Raw genomic sequence first — 5,595 nt, 5'->3', positions numbered from 1 at the left:
CCGGATCCCCGGGAATTCGTCGACAAGCTTCGGCCGCCTAGGCCGCGGCCTCGAGGTCGACGGTATCGATAAGCTTGCATGCCTGCAGGTCTGGACATTTATTTGTATAGTTCATCCATGCCATGTGTAATCCCAGCAGCTGTTACAAACTCAAGAAGGACCATGTGGTCTCTCTTTTCGTTGGGATCTTTCGAAAGGGCAGATTGTGTGGACAGGTAATGGTTGTCTGGTAAAAGGACAGGGCCATCGCCAATTGGAGTATTTTGTTGATAATGGTCTGCTAGTTGAACGCTTCCATCTTCAATGTTGTGTCTAATTTTGAAGTTAACTTTGATTCCATTCTTTTGTTTGTCTGCCATGATGTATACATTGTGTGAGTTATAGTTGTATTCCAATTTGTGTCCAAGAATGTTTCCATCTTCTTTAAAATCAATACCTTTTAACTCGATTCTATTAACAAGGGTATCACCTTCAAACTTGACTTCAGCACGTGTCTTGTAGTTCCCGTCATCTTTGAAAAATATAGTTCTTTCCTGTACATAACCTTCGGGCATGGCACTCTTGAAAAAGTCATGCTGTTTCATATGATCTGGGTATCTCGCAAAGCATTGAAGACCATACGCGAAAGTAGTGACAAGTGTTGGCCATGGAACAGGTAGTTTTCCAGTAGTGCAAATAAATTTAAGGGTAAGTTTTCCGTATGTTGCATCACCTTCACCCTCTCCACTGACAGAAAATTTGTGCCCATTAACATCACCATCTAATTCAACAAGAATTGGGACAACTCCAGTGAAAAGTTCTTCTCCTTTACTCATATGTATATCTCCTTCTTAAATCTAGAGGATCCCCGGGTACCGAGCTCGAATTGGCCGCACTTGTGTATAAGAGTCAGAATTCCACAAATTGTTATCCGCTCACAATTCCACATGTGGAATTCCACATGTGGAATTGTGAGCGGATAACAATTTGTGGAATTCTGACTCTTATACACAAGTGCGGCCAATTCGAGCTCGGTACCCGGGGATCCTCTAGATTTAAGAAGGAGATATACATATGAGTAAAGGAGAAGAACTTTTCACTGGAGTTGTCCCAATTCTTGTTGAATTAGATGGTGATGTTAATGGGCACAAATTTTCTGTCAGTGGAGAGGGTGAAGGTGATGCAACATACGGAAAACTTACCCTTAAATTTATTTGCACTACTGGAAAACTACCTGTTCCATGGCCAACACTTGTCACTACTTTCGCGTATGGTCTTCAATGCTTTGCGAGATACCCAGATCATATGAAACAGCATGACTTTTTCAAGAGTGCCATGCCCGAAGGTTATGTACAGGAAAGAACTATATTTTTCAAAGATGACGGGAACTACAAGACACGTGCTGAAGTCAAGTTTGAAGGTGATACCCTTGTTAATAGAATCGAGTTAAAAGGTATTGATTTTAAAGAAGATGGAAACATTCTTGGACACAAATTGGAATACAACTATAACTCACACAATGTATACATCATGGCAGACAAACAAAAGAATGGAATCAAAGTTAACTTCAAAATTAGACACAACATTGAAGATGGAAGCGTTCAACTAGCAGACCATTATCAACAAAATACTCCAATTGGCGATGGCCCTGTCCTTTTACCAGACAACCATTACCTGTCCACACAATCTGCCCTTTCGAAAGATCCCAACGAAAAGAGAGACCACATGGTCCTTCTTGAGTTTGTAACAGCTGCTGGGATTACACATGGCATGGATGAACTATACAAATAAATGTCCAGACCTGCAGGCATGCAAGCTTATCGATACCGTCGACCTCGAGGCCGCGGCCTAGGCGGCCGAAGCTTGTCGACGAATTCCCGGGGATCCGGTGATTGATTGAGCAAGCTTTATGCTTGTAAACCGTTTTGTGAAAAAATTTTTAAAATAAAAAAGGGGACCTCTAGGGTCCCCAATTAATTAGTAATATAATCTATTAAAGGTCATTCAAAAGGTCATCCACCGGATCAATTCCCCTGCTCGCGCAGGCTGGGTGCCAAGCTCTCGGGTAACATCAAGGCCCGATCCTTGGAGCCCTTGCCCTCCCGCACGATGATCGTGCCGTGATCGAAATCCAGATCCTTGACCCGCAGTTGCAAACCCTCACTGATCCGCCGAGATGCGCCGCGTGCGGCTGCTGGAGATGGCGGACGCGATGGATATGTTCTGCCAAGGGTTGGTTTGCGCATTCACAGTTCTCCGCAAGAATTGATTGGCTCCAATTCTTGGAGTGGTGAATCCGTTAGCGAGGTGCCGCCGGCTTCCATTCAGGTCGAGGTGGCCCGGCTCCATGCACCGCGACGCAACGCGGGGAGGCAGACAAGGTATAGGGCGGCGCCTACAATCCATGCCAACCCGTTCCATGTGCTCGCCGAGGCGGCATAAATCGCCGTGACGATCAGCGGTCCAATGATCGAAGTTAGGCTGGTAAGAGCCGCGAGCGATCCTTGAAGCTGTCCCTGATGGTCGTCATCTACCTGCCTGGACAGCATGGCCTGCAACGCGGGCATCCCGATGCCGCCGGAAGCGAGAAGAATCATAATGGGGAAGGCCATCCAGCCTCGCGTCGCGAACGCCAGCAAGACGTAGCCCAGCGCGTCGGCCGCCATGCCGGCGATAATGGCCTGCTTCTCGCCGAAACGTTTGGTGGCGGGACCAGTGACGAAGGCTTGAGCGAGGGCGTGCAAGATTCCGAATACCGCAAGCGACAGGCCGATCATCGTCGCGCTCCAGCGAAAGCGGTCCTCGCCGAAAATGACCCAGAGCGCTGCCGGCACCTGTCCTACGAGTTGCATGATAAAGAAGACAGTCATAAGTGCGGCGACGATAGTCATGCCCCGCGCCCACCGGAAGGAGCTGACTGGGTTGAAGGCTCTCAAGGGCATCGGTCGACGCTCTCCCTTATGCGACTCCTGCATTAGGAAGCAGCCCAGTAGTAGGTTGAGGCCGTTGAGCACCGCCGCCGCAAGGAATGGTGCATGCAAGGAGATGGCGCCCAACAGTCCCCCGGCCACGGGGCCTGCCACCATACCCACGCCGAAACAAGCGCTCATGAGCCCGAAGTGGCGAGCCCGATCTTCCCCATCGGTGATGTCGGCGATATAGGCGCCAGCAACCGCACCTGTGGCGCCGGTGATGCCGGCCACGATGCGTCCGGCGTAGAGGATCCTTTTTGTCCGGTGTTGGGTTGAAGGTGAAGCCGGTCGGGGCCGCAGCGGGGGCCGGCTTTTCAGCCTTGCCCCCCTGCTTCGGCCGCCGTGGCTCCGGCGTCTTGGGTGCCGGCGCGGGTTCCGCAGCCTTGGCCTGCGGTGCGGGCACATCGGCGGGCTTGGCCTTGATGTGCCGCCTGGCGTGCGAGCGGAACGTCTCGTAGGAGAACTTGACCTTCCCCGTTTCCCGCATGTGCTCCCAAATGGTGACGAGCGCATAGCCGGACGCTAACGCCGCCTCGACATCCGCCCTCACCGCCAGGAACGCAACCGCAGCCTCATCACGCCGGCGCTTCTTGGCCGCGCGGGATTCAACCCACTCGGCCAGCTCGTCGGTGTAGCTCTTTGGCATCGTCTCTCGCCTGTCCCCTCAGTTCAGTAATTTCCTGCATTTGCCTGTTTCCAGTCGGTAGATATTCCACAAAACAGCAGGGAAGCAGCGCTTTTCCGCTGCATAACCCTGCTTCGGGGTCATTATAGCGATTTTTTCGGTATATCCATCCTTTTTCGCACGATATACAGGATTTTGCCAAAGGGTTCGTGTAGACTTTCCTTGGTGTATCCAACGGCGTCAGCCGGGCAGGATAGGTGAAGTAGGCCCACCCGCGAGCGGGTGTTCCTTCTTCACTGTCCCTTATTCGCACCTGGCGGTGCTCAACGGGAATCCTGCTCTGCGAGGCTGGCCGGCTACCGCCGGCGTAACAGATGAGGGCAAGCGGATGGCTGATGAAACCAAGCCAACCAGGAAGGGCAGCCCACCTATCAAGGTGTACTGCCTTCCAGACGAACGAAGAGCGATTGAGGAAAAGGCGGCGGCGGCCGGCATGAGCCTGTCGGCCTACCTGCTGGCCGTCGGCCAGGGCTACAAAATCACGGGCGTCGTGGACTATGAGCACGTCCGCGAGCTGGCCCGCATCAATGGCGACCTGGGCCGCCTGGGCGGCCTGCTGAAACTCTGGCTCACCGACGACCCGCGCACGGCGCGGTTCGGTGATGCCACGATCCTCGCCCTGCTGGCGAAGATCGAAGAGAAGCAGGACGAGCTTGGCAAGGTCATGATGGGCGTGGTCCGCCCGAGGGCAGAGCCATGACTTTTTTAGCCGCTAAAACGGCCGGGGGGTGCGCGTGATTGCCAAGCACGTCCCCATGCGCTCCATCAAGAAGAGCGACTTCGCGGAGCTGGTGAAGTACATCACCGACGAGCAAGGCAAGACCGAGCGCCTGGGTCACGTGCGCGTCACGAACTGCGAGGCAAACACCCTGCCCGCTGTCATGGCCGAGGTGATGGCGACCCAGCACGGCAACACCCGTTCCGAGGCCGACAAGACCTATCACCTGCTGGTTAGCTTCCGCGCGGGAGAGAAGCCCGACGCGGAGACGTTGCGCGCGATTGAGGACCGCATCTGCGCTGGGCTTGGCTTCGCCGAGCATCAGCGCGTCAGTGCCGTGCATCACGACACCGACAACCTGCACATCCATATCGCCATCAACAAGATTCACCCGACCCGAAACACCATCCATGAGCCGTATCGGGCCTACCGCGCCCTCGCTGACCTCTGCGCGACGCTCGAACGGGACTACGGGCTTGAGCGTGACAATCACGAAACGCGGCAGCGCGTTTCCGAGAACCGCGCGAACGACATGGAGCGGCACGCGGGCGTGGAAAGCCTGGTCGGCTGGATCCGGCCACGATGCGTCCGGCGTAGAGGATCTGAAGATCAGCAGTTCAACCTGTTGATAGTACGTACTAAGCTCTCATGTTTCACGTACTAAGCTCTCATGTTTAACGTACTAAGCTCTCATGTTTAACGAACTAAACCCTCATGGCTAACGTACTAAGCTCTCATGGCTAACGTACTAAGCTCTCATGTTTCACGTACTAAGCTCTCATGTTTGAACAATAAAATTAATATAAATCAGCAACTTAAATAGCCTCTAAGGTTTTAAGTTTTATAAGAAAAAAAAGAAGGCTCTGTTGCAAAAATCGTGAAGCTTGAGCATGCTTGGCGGAGATTGGACGGACGGAACGATGACGGATTTCAAGTGGCGCCATTTCCAGGGTGATGTGATCCTGTGGGCGGTGCGCTGGTATTGTCGCTATCCGATCAGCTATCGCGACCTTGAGGAAATGCTGGCGGAACGCGGCATTTCGGTCGACCATACGACGATCTATCGCTGGGTCCAGTGCTACGCCCCGGAGATGGAGAAGCGGCTGCGCTGGTTCTGGCGGCGTGGCTTTGATCCGAGCTGGCGCCTGGATGAAACCTACGTCAAGGTGCGGGGCAAGTGGACCTACCTGTACCGGGCAGTCGACAAGCGGGGCGACACGATCGATTTCTACCTGTCGCCG

General features: G+C 53.4%; 4 protein-coding genes and 4 pseudogenes. 4 read left to right on the top strand and 4 right to left on the bottom strand.

The genetic code is table 11. The features are described 5' to 3' along the window. Nucleotides 1-98: 98 nt before the first annotated feature. Nucleotides 99-815 carry a hypothetical protein gene (locus LH128_RS32455; protein WP_008832113.1) on the bottom strand — a complete coding sequence of 239 codons (717 nt, stop codon included), beginning with the start codon at nucleotides 813-815 and terminating at the stop codon, nucleotides 99-101. A 238-nt stretch (nucleotides 816-1,053) separates the two neighbouring features. On the opposite strand from LH128_RS32455, the gene LH128_RS32450 reads away from it, so the two are divergent. Beyond that, a complete protein-coding gene (locus LH128_RS32450; RefSeq protein WP_008832113.1) occupies nucleotides 1,054-1,770 on the top strand; it encodes a hypothetical protein in 717 nt (238 codons plus the stop codon). 242 nt (nucleotides 1,771-2,012) lie between these two features. On the opposite strand, the pseudogene LH128_RS32445 reads toward LH128_RS32450, so the two are convergent. The 3 pseudogenes from LH128_RS32445 to LH128_RS34745 form a co-directional block, all read right to left on the bottom strand. Further along, nucleotides 2,013-2,162, bottom strand: a pseudogene (locus tag LH128_RS32445) (tyrosine-type recombinase/integrase); the annotation flags it as partial. A gap of 141 nt (nucleotides 2,163-2,303) precedes the next feature. Then, nucleotides 2,304-3,203 (bottom strand): annotated as a pseudogene (locus LH128_RS23110) (tetracycline resistance MFS efflux pump); the annotation flags it as partial. Nucleotides 3,204-3,387: 184 nt separating this feature from the next. Further along, nucleotides 3,388-3,597 (bottom strand): annotated as a pseudogene (locus tag LH128_RS34745) (TraK family protein); the annotation flags it as partial. A gap of 367 nt (nucleotides 3,598-3,964) precedes the next feature. On the opposite strand from LH128_RS34745, the gene traJ reads away from it, so the two are divergent. From traJ to LH128_RS23095, 3 genes and pseudogenes are all read left to right on the top strand, one after another. Beyond that, the gene (gene traJ, locus LH128_RS23105; protein WP_008832110.1) at nucleotides 3,965-4,336 is read left to right on the top strand and encodes a conjugal transfer transcriptional regulator TraJ; all 372 of its coding nucleotides are present in this window, start codon (nucleotides 3,965-3,967) and stop codon (nucleotides 4,334-4,336) included. A 28-nt stretch (nucleotides 4,337-4,364) separates the two neighbouring features. Beyond that, nucleotides 4,365-5,018 carry a TraI/MobA(P) family conjugative relaxase gene (traI, locus tag LH128_RS23100; RefSeq protein WP_442800363.1) on the top strand — a complete coding sequence of 218 codons (654 nt, stop codon included), beginning with the start codon at nucleotides 4,365-4,367 and terminating at the stop codon, nucleotides 5,016-5,018. A 256-nt stretch (nucleotides 5,019-5,274) separates the two neighbouring features. Next, nucleotides 5,275-5,595, top strand: a pseudogene (locus tag LH128_RS23095) (IS6-like element IS6100 family transposase); the annotation flags it as partial.

Source organism: Sphingomonas sp. LH128 (assembly GCF_000293195.2).
Lineage (GTDB): Bacteria > Pseudomonadota > Alphaproteobacteria > Sphingomonadales > Sphingomonadaceae > Novosphingobium > Novosphingobium resinovorum_A.
The sequence above is the reverse complement of the archived record's forward strand: the minus strand, read 5'-3'. Positions and strand labels throughout refer to the sequence as shown.

Coding starts and splice junctions, on each gene's coding strand:
- LH128_RS32455 (WP_008832113.1), bottom strand. CDS start 815: ATGAGTAAAGGAGAAGAACTTTTCACTGGAGTTGTCCCAATTCTTGTT.
- LH128_RS32450 (WP_008832113.1), top strand. CDS start 1,054: ATGAGTAAAGGAGAAGAACTTTTCACTGGAGTTGTCCCAATTCTTGTT.
- traJ (WP_008832110.1), top strand. CDS start 3,965: ATGGCTGATGAAACCAAGCCAACCAGGAAGGGCAGCCCACCTATCAAG.